Genomic DNA, 15780 nt, shown 5'->3' on the forward strand with positions numbered 1-15780 from the left:
CTACTATACTTCTTTCTAATTACATTTAGTCAGGAGGATTTTCTAACCTACAAAGATAATGAAGAATGTATCGATGTTCTAATAACAGAGTGTAAATACTGAATTTTCTCATGCAATTCTTCTTTATGCCTACAGCCCAACTTTTCCTTTAAGGCGGCTAGAACCCCCTCAACTGTGCGAACGGATAAATAAGCATGATGGCAAATTTCCTTAGGCTTATATAGCCCACTATAGATGAGCTTAAAAACCTTAAGCTCTGAACGCCCTAAATTTAACTGCTTTGTAATTGCGCTATCAAAGTTATATTGATATGAATTTTCAATATCTCGCATATTAATACACTGACTTATCTCATGCATATCTTGATAATATCTATCTTGAGATATCCTCTGGTATAAGTCATTCAATCCACGATCTACAGCATGCTTCTGAGTTAACAAACACTCAACAGCACTTCTGTTTGGCAACTCTGTCAACAGGGAGATAATTCCACCATCAAGCTGATAACGTTGATAGCTCCATGGATGCAAATTTTTTCCCTTAGCATTATTAAGTAAGCTTAAAAACACATCATTTTTTTCAAGTTTCTCATTTGATTCTAGGTAATGATAGACATCAGCATCAAACGTATTTTGAGGTAGTTTCAACATTGCATTATAGTTAAAATATGGCAAGTTATTATAGATTAGGGAGTACGCCCATATCTCTGCTGTATCTCCACCTTTTAAGACAGCATATAATATTTCACCTGACGGTTTGTATACCAAAATACCAAGGGCACCATTGTAGGAAATAGCTTTTAATGCTTGATCTAAATAAGTATTTAAACTTTTAATTTTCTTCGTATCAATTGCATGATGGATATATTCTATTTTATGCATTGTTATTATTCAGCTTATTTGATATTTTATCATTGTCCAACCCTAACTCTGTAATCTCTGCCTATACAAAATCAAGAAAAGAACAAATAATAATCAAAAATACCTTTCTATGTTAACCTATTTTGACTTTATTTTGAACAATATGGTGATTTAACCGAAATCGCGTTAGAGATACCTTAACCTCCAAAACGCTATTTTATCTTCCATACAATATATACCCCAAAACCAGTTGGCTCGAGATTACTGAGTTTTACAGATCCACCGGTTTGATGCACTGGTGTTTTTAATCCGCCATTTGATATCAGCGATGACTGCTTTATAAAAGGACATAATGATAACTGCCTACTATAAGTGCTCACTGATAGTTTATACATCTATAATAATTATCGCTAAAACGGCTGAGAAATTCCTAACAGGTTCAATATCTGAGCCACAATAACAAGTGCGCCCAAGGTTAAAGCATAATAGTTTTTAAATGGGCTTTTCTCTGATTTATCTAAATACACTGGGGTAAATACAAAAATGACCACAGCAAAAATAGCTGCGTATTGAAGTGCGAGGATAAACCCTTTTGGATAAAACACCGTAAAAACAAATGGTGGAATAAAGGTTAATAAAAATCCAATGACTTTATTCATCTGATAACCAAAACGGCTACAGGTATCTTTAATATAATGATAAAGCGATAGCCCCACACAAATAAAGGATGTGATAATAGATATATTGATAAAGACCGACAAGAAGGTGTTTATCCACGCGCTTTGGGTTGCCACTTTCACTTCAGCCATAAAGCTATTTAAGGTATTGCCTGCCTGAAATATCGACTCATAACTGTGCGCGCCTGTCTGTGGCAAAATCGCCAAACACACTGCCACCCAAATAAGATAAATGACAAGCACCATTAAGCTGCCGATAAGGACACTTTTTCTTACAGCTTTCACATCCCCTTTTTGATACTCATACAGCACAGGGATAATATTTTGAAAACCAAATGATGGCAAAAGCGTTGGCCATGCAAAAATAAGTGCATAGAGCGATAATGGACCATGAATGAAATTCGCCCATTTTAAACAAACCAGCATACTAATCACGCACAAGGCATAAAAGATCAACTTGAGTGATACAAAAGAGCGATTGACATAATCACTTAACTTTGCACTTAAAATAACTAAACCAAAGATTAAAATAAAGACAATTGCATCAATAGACACACTTACATGTTGCGCGGCAGCCACAAGGCTTACTAATGCTGCTCCTTGTGTTGTATAAGCAGCCATCAGTGCATATAACAAAAGCAGATACACAATAGTAAAGATGATTTGCAGGCTTATCGGCATATGAGATTTAATCAAAGTAGTATAATTCACCCCAAGTGGATATTTCTCACAAACACGAATAAGCTTAAGACCTGTAACATACATCACAGACCAAGATAATATAATCAAAATCACCGATGCCCATAAGCCACTTGCTGCGGTAATTAAAGGCAGCGATAACATCCCTGCACCAATGGTTGTTCCCACGACTAAAAAGGCGCCGCCAAGGGATTTTTGCATGTTTCTCTCCAAAGATAAATATAAACAATGTAACGATACACAAATACAATCTATCTGCCAAGTAATAAATGTTTTGTTGTTGGTATCTATAGCAAATTTCAACTATCATGTCAGCGACAACAATAACCGAATATACAGGCAGGGACTATGTTACAACACTTGAATTTAAAAAGACTTCTTGTGATTTTTTCACTTTTATTTTTAGCTTTTTCAAGCTTTCAAATTGCTGAGGCAAAGCGTTTTGGCGGTGGCTCAAGCCATGGCTATTCGCGCTCAGCGGCACCTGCAAAAAACACAAACTCTACCGCTGCCAACCAAACCCAGAAAAAAGGCGGCTTTGGCATGCTTGGCGGAATTTTGGCGGCACTTGGTTTAGGCGCGCTTTTTGCTTGGCTGTTTAGCGCTCAAGGAATGACTGGACTTATTATTGTCCTTTTAATTCTTGCAGCTCTCGTTTTTATGTTCAGACGAAGTAAATTAGCACAACAGATGCAACAAAATCATATGAACTCACAACAAGCTTCAGCGCAAAACACACGAGAAGAGAGTCATCAATCTCAAAGTGCATTTACACAACATGCAAATACACTAGAGGCAACAGCCGCAGAAAACACAAGTGTAGGGATCCAAGATGGTAAATTGCCTGATGGCACACCAGAGTCTGTTTTTAATCATCAGGCATTAAACTTATTCAATCAGCTTCAATCGCTGAATACACAAAGCGGGCTTGAAAAAATCAAAGGCTATTTAACTGAAGATTTATATGTCAGTGTTAAAGATGATATTCATGAAAATACCGACATTGCTGAGTTTAAAGATTTAAACTCCAAGGTGATCTCTTGTGAAAAACAAGGCGATAGCTGGGTTGCCAGTGTGATGTTTATCGGACAGGTAAAAGAAGATAATACTAGCAATTGGGAAAGTTTTGAAGAAGTCTGGCACTTCACTCGCAAAGATCAAGAGCACTTATGGCAAGTTGCAGGTATTCAGCAGTTTTAGTGATTTCATAACAACCTAACTTAACACGTATTCAGTACGCTTTTCAGTCAATATCTTCTTTTATATAATTCCTCCTACATTTTTGTAACAAACCATTAGGAGAGTATAATGAAAGATAAACTAGTAAATAGCATAAAAATTATTCCTGTATTAGTACCATTGTTGTTAGCGGCTTGTGGCACTGGCTCCAATAGTGGGAACAACCCTCAGCCATCACACACAGAGACGTTATCATTTTCTAGCCAAAGCTCTCCTGAATATGCAAACATAACCAGCATGCAATCACCAAGTGGCTTTATTGAAGTAATAGCGACACAAAGTCCAAATATTATGTTCAACATGCAAGCAATAAACTCAATAAGTTCTTTTACTATCTTATCTATTGATGGTAGCGATGGCATTACCATTGATGAGGATCATTCAACCTGTCATACAGGTGATAAACTTTATACTGATGATAAATGTCGCATTTACTATATAATCCACCGTAACAATAAAGCTACTATGGATCAACAAACTATTGATATCACCACCTCTGAGGGGCATTATCAGAAGACTATTCAAACCAAGTTTGTTAATAAATGTGATCAAAATTTAGTCACCATCAATACAAATTCACCAGAAATTTTTACTTCTTTGAATAAGACGACCACATTAAATATAAACCCTAGTGACTTAAACAGTCCAAGTGTCTTAATTGAGCGCAGCTTCTACGATGATTATATTAGCTCTACAAACCTGACTAAAGACTTACCTAGAAAACTAGTACAACCCTTGATAAACGGCAAACGATCAAAAGATTGGTATTACAAAATTTCAAAATTAGATAATCTTAACGCAAATAGCGGGTTAACTATTTTCTGGCTTCAAGGAATGCTTGATAAGCTACCTAATAGCACTTATGCAGCTGAACTTAAGCAACCTAGCAAAAAACCTGTGTTTATTGTTGAAGGGTCCAACTCAAAAAACCAGTATGGGGCATACTATCCAAAGTTCAATATAATACAAACACCTAATAAACACTAGTCGAATAACATCGGCTTTAAAAACGCCCCTGTATAAGAGTCTTTACTCTTAGCAATTTTCTCGGGGGCACCTTCAGCAATGATCTGACCACCACCATCTCCACCTTCTGGACCCAAATCGATAATCCAATCAGCTACTTTAATCACATCTAGGTTATGCTCAATAATCACAATGCTATTTCCCTGTTCTCTTAAGCGCACAATGACATTTAATAGCTGCTGTATATCATGAAAATGTAAACCAGTTGTTGGCTCATCGAGAATATATAATGTCTGCCCTGTTGCCGATTTTGACAGCTCTTTGGCAAGTTTCACCCTTTGTGCTTCCCCTCCTGACAAGGTCGTTGCATTTTGTCCAAGCGTAATATAAGACAGCCCTACATCCATTAAGGTTTGCAGGCGCTTTTTAATCTGCGGGACTGCATGAAAGAAAGACAAAGCCTCCTCGACACTCATATTAAGAACTTCAGAGATATTCTTATCTTTATAAGTCACCTCTAGCGTCTCTCGATTATAGCGCTTGCCTTGACAAACATCACATGGCACATAAACATCCGGCAAAAAGTGCATCTCTACCTTTAATACCCCATCTCCCTGACACGCCTCACAGCGCCCCCCTTTCACATTAAAGCTAAAGCGTCCCGGTTGATAGCCACGAGAGCGTGCTTCGTTGGTTGCTGCAAAAAGCTCACGAATTGGAGTGAAAACGCCGGTATATGTTGCTGGGTTTGATCTTGGAGTACGCCCAATTGGGCTTTGATCAATATCAATCACCTTATCCAAATGCTCAAACCCTTTATATTTATCATATTTCTCAGGGGTTAATGAGTTATTTCTATTTAATAATTTTGCTGCCAAAGGATACAAGGTGCGATTGATTAAGGTTGACTTTCCTGAACCTGAAACACCAGTAATGCAGGTTAAAAGACCAAGTGGCAGTTTTAAATAAACATTTTTTAAATTATTCCCTGCGGCACCAATTACTTCAAGGAAGTGGCCTTTTTTAGGTTTTAAACGTTTAGCGCCTATGGTGATTTTCTCTTTTCCAGAGAGATAGTTTGCTGTCAGTGAACGTTGATTGTCTAAAATCTCACTTAAACGACCTTCAGCGACAATTTCACCACCATGCACCCCGGCCCCAGGCCCAATATCAATAATATGATCTGCCTGTTTAATGGCATCTTCATCATGTTCAACGACAATAACCGTATTGCCTAAATCTCTTAAATGATGAAGGGTATCCAAGAGCTTTTGATTATCTCGTTGATGTAAACCAATCGATGGCTCATCAAGGATATACATCACACCGACAAGGCCAGCTCCTATCTGACTTGCCAAACGAATTCGTTGTGCCTCACCACCCGATAGCGTATCAGCTTGGCGAGATAGGTTTAAATAATCCAAGCCAACATTTACTAAAAACCCTAATCTTGAGAGAATCTCTTTTAACAAGCGCTCTGCAATGACCTTTTTTTGCCCTTTGAGCGAAAGTCCATCTAGCCACTTTACCGCATCTTTAATTGATAATGCGGTCAGATCTGCAATATTTTTATGATCAATAAAGACATTTCTTGCCCCTTCATTTAAGCGTGTTTTATGGCAAGTTGGGCAAGGCAGGTTACTCATTAGTTTCGATAACTCTTCACGAATTAATGCCGAATCCGTCTCTTTATAACGGCGCTCAAAATTGCCCAGCACCCCTTCAAAAGGCTTAATATTATGATAACTTCTGCCTCTTGAGCTTTTAAAATTCACCTCGATTTTGGTTTTGCCTGAGCCATTTAGAACCAGATTTTTTGCCTCATCACTCAAATCCTTAAATGGTGTTGCTAAAGAAAACTCAAAGTGCTTTGCTAGTGCTTCAAGCTGTGCAAAATAATAGCCATTTCGTCTATCCCATCCAGAAACAGCTCCTTGTTGTAATGATAAAGTAGCATCTGGAATAATCTTTTCAATATCAAAGTAAGATTTTGTGCCAAGCCCATCACAGCTCGGGCAAGCACCACTTGGGCTATTAAAGGAGAAAATCCGTGGTGTAAGCTCTTTTAATGAATAATTACAAAATGGACAGGCATGCTTTGATGAGAAAATAATATCCTCTTGCTCCCCTGAGAGAAAGACAAGCTTCGCGATACCTGAGGATAAATCAAGCGCGGTTTCAAAAGACTCTGCCAGTCTTTGCTGATGCTTTTTATGTGGTTTAAAGCGATCCACTATGACTTCAATGGTATGCTTCTTATAGCGATCAAGCTTTGGCGGATTGTCAAGCTCATAGACTTCATTGTTAATACGTGCACGCAAATAGCCTTCTTGGTAGAGCTTCTCCATTAATTGAATATGCTCACCTTTTTTATCAATAATCACAGGTGCCACAATCATTAACTTTTCATCTTCATCAATTGAAAGAGTATGATCCACCATTTGTGTGATGGTTTGTGCTTTCAGTAACACCTTATGCTCCGGACACATCGGATCGCCAATTCTTGCAAAAAGTACCCTAAGATAATCATAAATCTCCGTCACGGTGCCAACGGTTGAGCGTGGATTGTGAGAGGTGGTTTTTTGCTCGATAGAAATAGCAGGAGATAAACCTTCGATATGATCAACCTCTGGTTTATCCATCAAAGAGAGAAATTGTCTTGCATAACTTGATAACGACTCAACATATCGCCTTTGACCTTCCGCATAAAGCGTATCAAAAGCAAGTGAAGACTTACCAGAGCCACTTAAGCCAGTAATAACCGTTAATTTATCTCGAGGAATCTCAAGATCTATATTTTTTAAATTGTGTGTTTTTGCACCTTTAATAAGGATTTTATCCATTATTCAACTGCTTATTGCATCATCAAAACTTCATTGATTATATACCCACAATCACCTTGATGAAAGCTTATACCACCCGCAAACCATTTTACCCTATTTCTGCCATTGAATTTCTTGTTCTTTTGAGTCATCAGATATTGCTAATAGTCCCAGCTATTACCTGCAACCCAATGACTCAAAACTATCAAAAACTTCTTCAACATTAAACACCGCAAAATGATTCGCGAGTGGTATATTGCTTGAGTAATCACAATCACAAAACATTTCAAAGCTCTCTTAGTTTTTTTGCTCTGATGTAATGATAAATCAAGTGCGTGTCTATTTGCTATTTGAATATACAAGGCGCATAATCTTACTATCAAACTGAACGAACACTCAATATGCAAACAAAAAACCAAACTTGGATTGCCTGCACAATTGGCATTATTATGCTAATGGAGCTGATCGATGGTAGTGCACTTAATACCTCTTTGCCTCAAATGGCACAGAGCTTTAACATTAGTCCTATTAATCTAAAAGTTGCCATTACCATCTATCTTTTAACCCTTGGGCTATTTATTCCAGCCTCTTCATGGGTTGCAGATAGAATTGGTATTAAGAAGCTTTTAATCATTTCTGTTTCAGGTTTTATTGTCTCCTCTGTGCTTTGTGGCTTGTCGCAAAATTTGACCATGCTGATTGTATTTCGCGCCTGTCAGGGTTTTTTTGGCGCCTTTACCATGCCAGTTGCCCGTTTAGCACTTATCCGTATATTTAAAGGCAACCTGTTATACGCCATGTCTATTACAGGTGCGATTATTACTGTGGGGCCGATGATAGGGCCACTTTTAGGCGGCGCAATTACAACTTATCTTCACTGGCGATTTATCTTTTTTATTAACATCCCTGTCGGCATATTCACTCTGATTGCAATTATTTATCTTCTACCTTCACTGAACGAGCGAACACAGCCTAACAAGAAATTTGATCTTAAAGGCTTTTTGCTTTTAGGATTTGCTATTGCATTACTAATGCTGTTTGTTGACACCTTAATCGACCCAAGCATTCCCATGAGTATCAAACTCACCTCTCTTGTCATCGCTATCATTTTAGCGATTCGCTATCTATATCATGCTAAGGCTAAACAATCTCACGCGATTATTGATTTTGGGATATTTAAAAATAAACTCTTTCGGTTTTTTATTGCCCATAGTGTCACGCTTCGACTGTCAACTGTGGGGATTATGTTTCTATTTCCACTTTTCCTGCAAACAAAAGAAGGATTTACGCCCCTTGAATCTGGATTGACTTTCTTGGCATTTATCATTCCTGCTTGGATGATAAAACGCTTTATTAAGCGAATTCTAAATTACTTTGGCTTTTACAAGTTATATATCATTATCACCTTTGTATTGTTTCTGTGCTTTGTTTCCTGTGCAGTGATATTTATGCACTTTAACTTTGTGTTTTACTTACTGATCCAAGTTGTCCTTGGCTTATTATTTGGTAGTTATACAACGCTGAGTAATACCGCTGCCTACTCTCAAGCAACCGATGATGAAATGGGTACAGCAAGTGTTATCATGAGCACCGTGATCCAACTTTCAAGCGCCTTTGCAGTTGCTTGGGTTGCAGTGCTTTTAGGGTTTGTCTCTGGCGCCAAAGAAATCAGTGCTGATTTGCCGATTCCAAATTATGCCTTTTCCGCTGTCATGATTGTCAGCGCCGCTGGCATGTTTGTGAGCTTTCTTGCCTCTGTACGCGCCTCTCCAAGCGCACTTAAAGCCATTCAGCTAGATTGATGTAGATGCTACGCTTCAGATTTTAAAACAATAATATGCCTTTTAGCCTCAAGCTGTGGCACTTCAACAGGAAAATTTTGGGCTGATAGTGGCAATTTTGCTATTGAGTCCTCTTCAATCATCTCTCCTTTCATCGCAATCAACTCGCCGCCTTCTTTTAACAAGTGCTTGGTGAGTGCATAAAAGTCACTAACAGAGCTAAATGCCCGAGAGATCACTTGATCAAATTTCTGATCAGGCAGATAAGTTTCAACCCTTGTGTGAATAGGAAAAAGATTATCTAATTGAAGTGCTTTTTTAGCATGATTTAAAAAACGCACTTTCTTGCCGACACTGTCAATTAATGTAAATGATTTTTGCGGATATAAAATCGCCAGTGGAATACCAGGAAGACCACCGCCCGTTCCCACATCAGCAATATGCTCTCCCGTAATAAAAGGCGCCACTGACAAACTATCAAAAAGATGTTTAATCAGCATGTCATTAAACCTTGTAATTGCGGTCATATTGTAGGTTTTATTCCACTTTTGCAACAGCGCCAAATACTCAAGCCAACGATCAATTTGGCCATCAACCACATCAAGCCCAAGCTTCTCAACTGCTTGGCGCACCATTATATGACCATCCCCAGTCATGTCGTTCATGCAATCAATACTTATCATAGATGTAAGATATACTTTAAATAATGAATATCTCTCTATGGTAAAACATTTTGACACAAATAGGCATTACAATTAGAGGATTTAGATCTCAATAATCACCTCCTCTTTGCTTGATCGGAACTTTTCAGGTCGCTCCATTGCGCTATATCCAAAGGCACAAATTGCACCTGAAATATCAAAATCTTTAAAATCAATATTGGTTTCTTTCTCTAACACAGCTTTGACTTCTTCTGGGTAAAATCCCTCAATAGGACAGCTACTAATCCCTAAAGACTGCGCCGCATTTAACATATTAGATAATGCAATATAACACTGCCTTTTCGCCCACTGCGTTGTTTCCTCTGCACTTAAATGCACTGTGACACGCTCAGCATAGGCATCTTGCATTTCTTGAGGCAGTTTTCTTCTGGCAATCTTTTCAGCCACATAGTCTGTTTTGCCTCTGAAGTTATGCCCCAAGCGACTTAGAATCACCACGATAAAACTAGAGTCTGTAATTTGAGGTTGTCCCCAACAATGTGGCTTTAGCTGCTCTCTAAGCGCTTTATTACTAATGGCAACAAACTTCCAAGGCTCCAAGCCAAAAGAAGATGGGGAGAGTCTTCCTGCCTCTAAAATAAATGCTTTATCTTCCTTAGAGACACTTCTGGTTGGATCAAATTTTTTGCAAGCAAAGCGCGCGTTTAATATATCTAAATAATTCATCTTGTGCTCTCTTATTATTTTATTATTGTTATACTAATATAAACCATTATGCCAGCTTTATAGCGGTTAATGTTTTATCATTTGCCATGAATATGACCCACTATTATGCAAGCTTTTTATACCCCTTTCAAAGCATACAAGCAGTAAACATATGAATCAAATCTATCATCATACGGATACTTTATTTAAAAACGATTCAATCACTTCAAAGCTCACTTCAATATTATCATAGTGATGCCCTTGACCTGTTTTGATATCAATATTGGCGCCATTAAAGCCATCAACAGCAAATGCCGCTGGCGTGACAACATCATCTTCTTGCAGCAATAACAGATAATCTTCAAGCGATGTAATCTGAGTTGGCATAAGCGATAACAGCGCTTTTGCATCTTCTGACACCTCTTGATAAGCCGGCAAATCTGCAATTAAATCCAGTCTTGTTGCCGGGTTGATTAAAATCACCTGATCAACATCATCACGAAGCTGCTTAAATAAGTGCGCCATAAATCCACCAAGTGAGCTCCCGATAATCACTTTTTTATCTGCTTTTACATTATCTAAACGCGTATGAATATCCAAAAGAGCACTTTCAGCATGCATTTCAAGCTTTGGTGCATCAATATGTACATTGTTATAGGTTTCATTCAGCCAAGTTTTAAGCTTATTCGCCTTAATTGAGTTGGGGGATCCTTGATAGCCGTGTAAGTACAAAAAATAATATGAATGCATTTTTCTATCCTCTGAAAAAGTGTTGAAAGGTATTAATCAAATGATACCCTGTTGTTGATTTCACTTTGTCAAAATCACTTATGCCTTGATAGTTAACATACTCAACAGGGTTATTGTTCTCAATATAGTTCTTTATAAAAACAGCGGCAGCAGCATCTTTTTTGTGCGCATCCTTGGCAAGTGCATAATAGCGAATTTGCTCCAAAATCGGCCAAATGCGATAGGTGTCATTACTACCTGATTGAATCTCAGGCTTCACTAAACCATTTTCCAACACACCAAGGTGCTCGGCGGATTGCACTATAGATTTTTCATCTATAGTGAGTGTTTTATTGTGCTCTAGCTCAATATTTGTATTAAGACCAAGGCGCTTTGCATCGAGTATCAGCGAGCACCATTCAAAGCTATGCCCCGGTTCATAGAGTGCATTTTCACAAGTGCTATCATACTCTTTAATCAACAATTTCTCTTCATCGTAAAAACGCCTGATGATATTTGCAAGTAACTGCTCTGCATGTAATTTATAGTGACTTTCTTTTGTATACTCATAAGCAGATAAATAGGCCTCAAATAAATGCATCATTGCATTTTGGCAAATCACGCCCTTTTCATCTTTTAATGAGATAAAATCCACTTCAAGGTATTTTGCTTTTATCAGCTCAGCTATTTCTGTAATGTCATCTAAAATCACTTTCTCTTTATAATCATTGTATAAATGTGAAAAAGAAAACAGCAAAAAGGCATATTCATACAAATCATCCATAGGAGCATCATTAGGATATTTACACCAATCCTTAGCACCATGATGATAGTAGTCATTTTTAAGCTTTTGATATAATAGATAGGCTGCTTTTTTTGCATCTTTCACACCAAATAACCTGTGATAACATAACAAAAAGAATATACTTCTTGTTTGGCTAAGCGCCCTTGTTTGTGAAAATGGCTTTTCTTTGGGTTTATTTAAGAATTCAGGGGCATACCCATAGACCGTAATTGCTTGAATAAGCGAAGCATAATAGTGATCTAAAAGCTTTTTTATTGGTTTTATTTGTTCTATTGGAGATTGCATAGCCAACCATAACCTAACAACATTCACACCATCATATCCTATTTCAAAACATGGCTTAATAGAAAATACAAAAATTAATGCTATCGCCACATTGTACTTGGAAATTGTGACTGCTATGATGCCTGCAATATTTGATGGGAGAGCATAAAATGAAAAAAACACTGAGTTTACTTTTAGGAATATCGCTTGTGACAGCGAGCCATGCAGGTCTGATAAACCAAGAAAAACCCGTTAAACATATGGCTGATATTATTCCTTTTGCTGATAAACTTGCCAACACCTATGGCAAGGACAAACTCTGTATTGTCTATGACATTGATAATACGCTGATTACCAATAAAGGGCGTTTTGCCAGTGAAAGCTGGGTATACTGGCAAGCATCTCAAGGCAATAATTATGCCAAAAAACTGCTTGGTGATAATAAGGCTAATATTTATGATTTTATCGATGCCATTCGCTATTTTATTAACTATCAGCCCGTTGAAAAAGACAGCGCTGAAATCATCAGTAAACTACAAGATGCCTACCCTTCTATTGCGCTCACTTCTCGTGGGTTTAGCAGCATCGCCACAACGACAAGACAGCTTCAGTACAATCACTTTGATTTTAGCAAAAATCCCATTGGGGATGGCAACTTTGATAATAGCTACTTGCACTTAAATAAGTATAAAAATGGCTATAGCATGTATATCAATGGTATTCAATTTGCCGCAGGTGGTGATAAGGGCAAGCTTCTACAGACATTAATCCTGAAAGAACGCGCTAAAACTGACAACCCTAATTTATGTCAAGCCATAGTGTATGTTGATGATACCAAATCCAAAGCGGATATGATTAAAAGGGAACTTAAGGGCAAGTTTGCTTACTATTCACTTCATTACACCTACTTGCCAGACCCTGAAGACAAGGAAAACTGGCAGCCTAACAACTGGAAAAAAGCCTCTGGCGAGATTACTGATTTAGTCAATACCTTAAATGGGTAATTGAAAACCTAATAGCAATCATCACTTTTATTATTTCTTTGTTTCTTCAGTTGGACTTTTTGGCTGAATATTTATAGGCTTAAATCATCTTTAAGACAAACCTGATCCGTTATGAAAGTTAAAAAGATCTATCTGCTAAAACTGCTCTCATTAAGCTTTATCATGCTCATATCTTTTGGTTTTACCAGTTATTATCTTTTTAGTTTTGCCCATAGCGAATCCACAGAGAAAGCAAGGCAGGTTTTACGCGCCTTTATTTATCTACAAAACACCATTACCGCTGAATCAAGCTTTATTACACCGCAAAAAAAAGCAGAGCTTCTACACAATATTCAAAAGAACAACAAGAATCTAAGTATTAGTGCAACGCCTTTGTTTACGCCTGTTTCACTTAACCTTTCAGATCAAAGCATTGCCAATGATCTTATCAAAGCCGCTCAATTTGACCAAAGAAACTTTTCGATTTATCTACCCAAATTAGATAAATGGATCAACATTGAGCATCATAACCTTCTTTGGCTAAATATGCTCTTTTTGGTCATTCTACAGATTATTTTTATGAGCTTTTTGATCTATTACAGTTACTCAAGCATCAAGCTTCTTGCCCCTTGGGTTAAAGCAAAAGCCTTATCTCGTAAGATCATCATCAACAATGCCCCCAACCAAAACCCCTCGCTCTCAGGACCAAAGCTGATTGCGCAATCTGCTGATTTAATGGATAAAATCATCTATAAAATTGAGCACTTTGAATCAGAGCGCGCTTTGATGTTAAATGCACTGACACATGATATCAGAACACCACTTGCACGCTTAATGTTATTATGTGAAAAGATCCAAGATGAAACGCTCGCTGAAAAAATAGAAAGTGATATTATCGCGATTAATGATCATCTGACCAAGATGCTAAACTTTACACAAAAAACCTTTAGTCAGGAGGCTGTAACTGAGATTTCCCTTTATCATGCGCTTGAGAAGTTATCGCAAGAATATGACAGTGATAAAGTACAATTTAATGCAGAAAATTCAATGGCAAAGTATCTTGTAAAAGCACAAGAAAACCAATTACTTAGCGCCTTTAAAAACCTCATTGATAATGCGTTAAAATATGCTGGAAACTGTGATATTCATTTACAGCTAAAATCACCGCAGCAAATAGAAGTAATTTTTAGTGATAATGGCCCGGGAGTAAATGAGACATCACTCAATACTCTCAGTCGCCCTTTTTACCGTGAAGATAGCGCAAGAAATACTAAAACCCAAGGATCAGGGCTTGGCTTATCCATTAGCCAACTTATTTTTATCAATCACAACGCCACGATGAAAATTGAAAATAAGCTACACGGCACAGGGCTTGTTATTAGTGTTTGTTTTCAGGTTGGTTAGTGATGTTTTCGGCTATAAAAACACTACATAAACATAAAGTTCAAGGCAACACTGGCTTGCCAGCCTTGTTTCATCTGCGTGCCATTTAAATTTTGATAAATAGGATACCCTGCCTCAATAGCAAGTGATTGACCTTGTAATACACCACTGCCACTGATTCTTGCTGTGGCAAATAAATTAATCACCTTACCACCACTATTTGCAGGGTTATAATCCACGCCCCAGTTTGCATTGGTTCCAGCAGCAACACCATCTGTTTTTGTCGTGATAATGCCTTGAAGTTTTGAGCCAACTGATAGTAATGACAACACTTGATAATTTGCAAGCAACGTTAGCTGATAAACATCACCAAGCTGGTATGATCTGTAGTTTTTATAAAGGCGCTGCAAAGTCTCAAGCTCTGCTGAGGTAACAAGTTTATGCCAAAAATAAGTGTAATTTATTCCCAAAATAGGATCGAATGTTCCAGAGCCCATTTGCATTGGGTAGCCATATAATGTGTCACTCATCATAGGCATATCACCACTGTAGTTAATTCGCCCTGTTGGCAATGACACCCCACCTTGCAACTGAAGCTTTTGCACTTTAGTATTAATCAGATTATAGCCACCGACAACTTGGGTATCACTAAAACCCTCAGAGCGCATGCTAGAGCTTGTTGTTTTGCCCATCATATTCATATCCATGTCCATTGTTTTGATATTGTATGAGTTCATTAACATCACACTCCAATCGCCACGCATATACATTGCCATAAACATCAGCATGTACATGTTCATGCTTTTGGGAACCATCATATCCGAGCTTGAACCAGATACGCTGTTTGTTCCACTTTGGAGCCCATCCATATTCATATACATTGGCATTACATTAAACATCCACATGCCCAGATTATCCATATGATGGTGTTGATGGTTATTCATGGACATTGTCATCATGTCATTTCCACCATTTCCCATGCTTGCCATCTCTTTATTCACAGCAGGCGCTTTCATCTCATTTGCCAATGCAAAATGACTCAATAGCCCTACAGCGAATATTGCTACCATTAATACTCTTTTATACATAAAACTCACCTTCTCTTATAGTCATGCTGCAACCGCTTAAAATCACACGCTTACATTGATGTTTTAGTAGCACCATGTTATCGCGCAAAGTAACGTTGCAACATAAAGCTATCATCT

13 protein-coding genes are annotated in these 15780 nt (G+C 37.8%); 5 read left to right on the plus strand and 8 right to left on the minus strand.

Features of this window, described 5'->3' with window-relative positions:
* Positions 1 to 47 precede the first annotated feature (47 nt).
* Together A37Q_RS0111165 and A37Q_RS0111170 are read right to left on the minus strand one after the other, a co-directional pair.
* The gene (locus A37Q_RS0111165; protein WP_018300360.1) at positions 48 to 881 is read right to left on the minus strand and encodes a helix-turn-helix domain-containing protein; all 834 of its coding nucleotides are present in this window, start codon (positions 879 to 881) and stop codon (positions 48 to 50) included.
* Between the two features lie 389 nt (positions 882 to 1270).
* Entirely contained in the window at positions 1271 to 2437 is a 1167-nt protein-coding gene (locus A37Q_RS0111170) for an amino acid permease (RefSeq protein WP_018300361.1), read from the minus strand.
* 147 nt (positions 2438 to 2584) lie between these two features.
* Between A37Q_RS0111170 and A37Q_RS0111175 the strand changes: the two genes are divergently transcribed.
* Both A37Q_RS0111175 and A37Q_RS0111180 read left to right on the plus strand, forming a co-directional pair.
* Positions 2585 to 3436, plus strand: coding sequence for a TIM44-like domain-containing protein (locus tag A37Q_RS0111175; RefSeq protein WP_018300362.1), 852 nt, complete (start codon positions 2585 to 2587; stop codon positions 3434 to 3436).
* Between the two features lie 108 nt (positions 3437 to 3544).
* On the plus strand, positions 3545 to 4462 hold the full coding sequence (locus A37Q_RS0111180) for a hypothetical protein (protein WP_018300363.1): 918 nt from the start codon (positions 3545 to 3547) through the stop codon (positions 4460 to 4462).
* Here A37Q_RS0111180 and uvrA read toward each other — a convergent pair.
* The gene (gene uvrA, locus A37Q_RS0111185; protein WP_018300364.1) at positions 4459 to 7284 is read right to left on the minus strand and encodes an excinuclease ABC subunit UvrA; all 2826 of its coding nucleotides are present in this window, start codon (positions 7282 to 7284) and stop codon (positions 4459 to 4461) included. The genes A37Q_RS0111180 and uvrA overlap by 4 nt on opposite strands.
* A gap of 380 nt (positions 7285 to 7664) precedes the next feature.
* Here uvrA and A37Q_RS0111190 point away from each other — a divergent pair, with 380 nt between their 5' ends.
* On the plus strand, positions 7665 to 9065 hold the full coding sequence (locus A37Q_RS0111190) for an MFS transporter (RefSeq protein WP_018300365.1): 1401 nt from the start codon (positions 7665 to 7667) through the stop codon (positions 9063 to 9065).
* 8 nt (positions 9066 to 9073) lie between these two features.
* Here A37Q_RS0111190 and rsmG read toward each other — a convergent pair whose 3' ends face one another.
* The 4 genes from rsmG to A37Q_RS0111210 all read right to left on the minus strand — a co-directional run bounded on the left by rsmG (position 9074) and on the right by A37Q_RS0111210 (position 12257).
* Positions 9074 to 9718 carry a 16S rRNA (guanine(527)-N(7))-methyltransferase RsmG gene (gene rsmG / locus A37Q_RS0111195; RefSeq protein ID WP_411763042.1) on the minus strand — a complete coding sequence of 215 codons (645 nt, stop codon included), beginning with the start codon at positions 9716 to 9718 and terminating at the stop codon, positions 9074 to 9076.
* 90 nt (positions 9719 to 9808) lie between these two features.
* Positions 9809 to 10432 carry an NAD(P)H-dependent oxidoreductase gene (locus tag A37Q_RS0111200; protein WP_018300367.1) on the minus strand — a complete coding sequence of 208 codons (624 nt, stop codon included), beginning with the start codon at positions 10430 to 10432 and terminating at the stop codon, positions 9809 to 9811.
* A gap of 168 nt (positions 10433 to 10600) precedes the next feature.
* Positions 10601 to 11161 carry a YqiA/YcfP family alpha/beta fold hydrolase gene (locus tag A37Q_RS0111205; protein WP_018300368.1) on the minus strand — a complete coding sequence of 187 codons (561 nt, stop codon included), beginning with the start codon at positions 11159 to 11161 and terminating at the stop codon, positions 10601 to 10603.
* A 4-nt stretch (positions 11162 to 11165) separates the two neighbouring features.
* Entirely contained in the window at positions 11166 to 12257 is a 1092-nt protein-coding gene (locus A37Q_RS0111210) for an AGE family epimerase/isomerase (RefSeq protein ID WP_154648684.1), read from the minus strand.
* Positions 12258 to 12379: 122 nt separating this feature from the next.
* Here A37Q_RS0111210 and A37Q_RS0111215 point away from each other — a divergent pair, with 122 nt between their 5' ends.
* Complete coding sequence (locus A37Q_RS0111215) at positions 12380 to 13213, plus strand: DUF2608 domain-containing protein (protein ID WP_018300370.1); 834 nt, start codon at positions 12380 to 12382, stop codon at positions 13211 to 13213.
* A gap of 111 nt (positions 13214 to 13324) precedes the next feature.
* Positions 13325 to 14596 (plus strand): sensor histidine kinase, encoded by a 1272-nt coding sequence (locus tag A37Q_RS0111220; RefSeq protein WP_018300371.1) that lies wholly within the window; start codon positions 13325 to 13327, stop codon positions 14594 to 14596.
* 23 nt (positions 14597 to 14619) lie between these two features.
* Here the strand turns inward: A37Q_RS0111220 and A37Q_RS0111225 are convergent, their stop codons facing one another.
* On the minus strand, positions 14620 to 15663 hold the full coding sequence (locus A37Q_RS0111225; protein WP_018300372.1) for a transporter: 1044 nt from the start codon (positions 15661 to 15663) through the stop codon (positions 14620 to 14622).
* Between the last annotated feature and the right edge of the window lie 117 nt (positions 15664 to 15780).

The organism is Fangia hongkongensis FSC776 = DSM 21703 (assembly GCF_000379445.1).
Taxonomy (GTDB): Bacteria; Pseudomonadota; Gammaproteobacteria; order Francisellales; family Francisellaceae; genus Fangia; species Fangia hongkongensis.